Source organism: Mizugakiibacter sp., assembly GCF_039680435.1.
Taxonomy (GTDB): domain Bacteria; phylum Pseudomonadota; class Gammaproteobacteria; order Xanthomonadales; family Rhodanobacteraceae; genus Mizugakiibacter.
In genome coordinates, this window is sequence record NZ_JBDKSX010000065.1 from 1 (window position 1) to 2,575 (window position 2,575).

Annotated in this window: 3 protein-coding genes and 1 pseudogene; 3 read left to right on the forward strand and 1 reads right to left on the reverse strand. The window is 75.8% G+C overall.

Annotated elements, in window-relative coordinates; genetic code table 11:
- A pseudogene (locus tag ABFC67_RS07045) lies at positions 1-601 on the reverse strand (flagellar hook-length control protein FliK); the annotation flags it as partial.
- Between the two features lie 308 nt (positions 602-909).
- Between ABFC67_RS07045 and ABFC67_RS07050 the strand changes: the two are divergent.
- The 3 genes from ABFC67_RS07050 to ABFC67_RS07060 form a co-directional block, all read left to right on the forward strand.
- On the forward strand, positions 910-1,260 hold the full coding sequence (locus tag ABFC67_RS07050) for an STAS domain-containing protein (protein ID WP_346737283.1): 351 nt from the start codon (positions 910-912) through the stop codon (positions 1,258-1,260).
- Between the two features lie 6 nt (positions 1,261-1,266).
- Positions 1,267-1,629, forward strand: coding sequence for a response regulator (locus ABFC67_RS07055; RefSeq protein ID WP_346737284.1), 363 nt, complete (start codon positions 1,267-1,269; stop codon positions 1,627-1,629).
- Positions 1,630-1,634: 5 nt separating this feature from the next.
- A partial coding sequence (locus ABFC67_RS07060) for an Hpt domain-containing protein (protein ID WP_346737285.1) occupies positions 1,635-2,575 on the forward strand: 941 nt, incomplete at its 3' end.

The window sequence follows — 2,575 nt, forward strand, 5'->3', positions numbered from 1 at the left end:
GCTGCGGCGGCGCGTGGCGCGCCAGCGTCGCCGCCAGCCGCTCCAGCGCGGCTTTCCAGTCGCCCAGCAGCGGCGGCGCCGGCGTGCCGGCGCGCGCCTGCTGCAGCAGGCGGCCCTCCAGGAACAGGCCCGAGTGGTGCACCACCTGGCGCAGGCCGGGGCCGCTGCCGATCTCGTCCGGCGTCGGGATCGCCGCTTCCAGCGCGGCCAGCGCGCTGCGCAGGTCGGGCGGCAGGTCGCGCGCCTGCGGATGGCGTCCCAGCGCGGCCAGGTCGCCCAGCACCGCGGGCAGGCCGAGCTGGCGCGGCAGCAGCCCGCGCAGCGACGCCGTCAGCGCCGGCTCCGCGGTTTCTTCCAGCACGTCCAGCACGACCGTCGGCTGCGTCGCGGCGACGCGCACGCGGAACGCGGCCGGCAGGCGCGGATCGGGCGGCGCGTCGGTCTCGACCTCGCGCCCGTCCACGTGCAGCAGCATGCGTCCGTCCGATCCCTGGCCGACCACGCGCGCGGCCAGGATCGCGCCGACCCGCCAGGCCTCGGCGAGGCGGCGCACGTCGGCAGGCGAGAGGGTGGCGAAACGGCTGATCGGCTCGATGTTCACCCGGGCTCCCTGGGCGGCGTCGCGCCCGGCGCGGGGGCGCCAATGCGCCGCGACGCTGCGGCTCGTCACTACATCGGCCGAGGGGTGGGGGACTTGAGGGGGAAGCCGGGAGACGGGGGCGCTGCGCCGGGATGATGTCGGGTGTGCGGATCAGGTTTTGTCCCCGCCTGCTCGCTGCGTTCGGCCGCCCGCCTCCCCCGCTTTCCATCTCCCGTCTCCCGGCTTCCCCCTAAAGTCCCCGCCCGTCCTGCCGCTAAGGGCCTCGAGGCGGACGAGCCCGGCGCGTGCCGGGCCACGAGGTCGATCCGATGGCACGAGCACGACAACGGCGCGCGCGCGGCGAACGCGCCGGCCCCACCCGGCTGACGCTGGCGCCCAGCCTGCGCATCGCCGCGGCGCAGGCGCTGCGCGACCAGCTTGGCGAGGCGCTGGCGGCCGGCCGGCCGGTGGTGCTGGAGGCCGCGGCGGTCGAGGCGACCGACACCGCCGCGCTGCAGTTGCTGTGCGCGTTCGTGCGCGAAGGCCGCGAGCGCGGCATCGCGGTCGAGTGGCAGGCGCCGGCACCGGCGCTGACCCGCGACGCCGGCCTGCTCGGCGTCGCCGCGCTGCTCGGCCTGCCCGAACCCACCGCCGTCGCGGCGGAAGCCCTTGCGGAGTAAGCAACGATGAGCAGCATTCTCGCGGTAGACGATTCCGCCTCCATGCGCAGCATGGTGGCCTACACCCTGCGCGGCGCGGGTTTCGACGTGCTCGAGGCCGAGGACGGCCAGGCCGCGCTCGACACCGCGCGCGGGCGCCGCTTCGATCTGGTGCTGGCCGACGTCAACATGCCGCGCATGGACGGCATCAGCCTGGTGCGCGAGCTGCGCGGCCTGCCCGACTACAAGGGCACGCCGATCCTGATCCTGACCACCGAGTCGAACCCGGAGAAGAAGCAGGAGGGCAAGGCCGCCGGCGCCACCGGCTGGCTGGTCAAGCCGTTCGATCCGGAGCAGTTGCTGGCCACCGTGCGGCGCGTGCTCGGATAGACATCATGGCGAAGGTCGATCTCAGCCAGTTCCACCAGACCTTCTTCGAGGAAAGCCTCGAAGGGCTGGACGCCATGGAGGCGGCGCTGCTGAAGCTGGATCCGGCCGGCGCCGACGCGGAGCTGGTCAACACCATCTTCCGCGCCGCGCATTCGATCAAGGGCGGCTCGGCGACGTTCGGCTTCGCCGACGTGGCCGCGTTCACCCACGTCGCCGAGGAGCTGCTGGACGAACTGCGCGCCGGCAAGCGCGCGGCCACGCCGGAGCTGGTCGAGCTGATGCTGCGCTCGGTCGACTGCCTGCGCGGCATGCTCGACCGCGCGCGCCGCGGCGAGCCCTCCGCCGACGCCGACAGCGACGCCGTGCTGGAGGCGCTGCGCGCGCTGGCGAAGCAAGACGCCGCGCCCGCCGCCGAAGCGCCGGCCGCCGCGCCCGTTGCCGAAGCCGCGCCGGCCGCCGCGCCGGTCACCGCCGCCGCGCCGGCGATCGCCGGCTGGGAGATCCTGTTCCGGCCATTCGCGCACCTGCTGAAGACCGGCAACGATCCGGTGCGCATGTTCCGCGAGCTGGAGCGGCTCGGCCCGCTGCACGCGCGCGCCGACGCCGGCCGCCTGCCGATGCTGGCCGAGCTGGATCCGGAAGCCTGCTACCTGGCCTGGGACCTGCGCCTGGAGGCGGCGGTGCCGCGCGCCGCGGTCGAGGCCGTGTTCGAGTGGGTCGACGGCGACTGCGAGCTGAGCGTGACGCCGATCGCGGCGCCCGACGCCGCGCCCGCCGATACCGCGGCTTCGGCCGACGATGCCGCGGCGCCCGCCGATACCGCGTCCGCGGCATCCGCGGCCGATGCGGTGCCGCCCGCATCCGCCGCGCCCGCCGATATCGCCGCGCCTGCCGCTGCCGGCAACGCGCCCGTGGCTGCCGCCGCGCCGGCGCCGTCCGCGCCGCC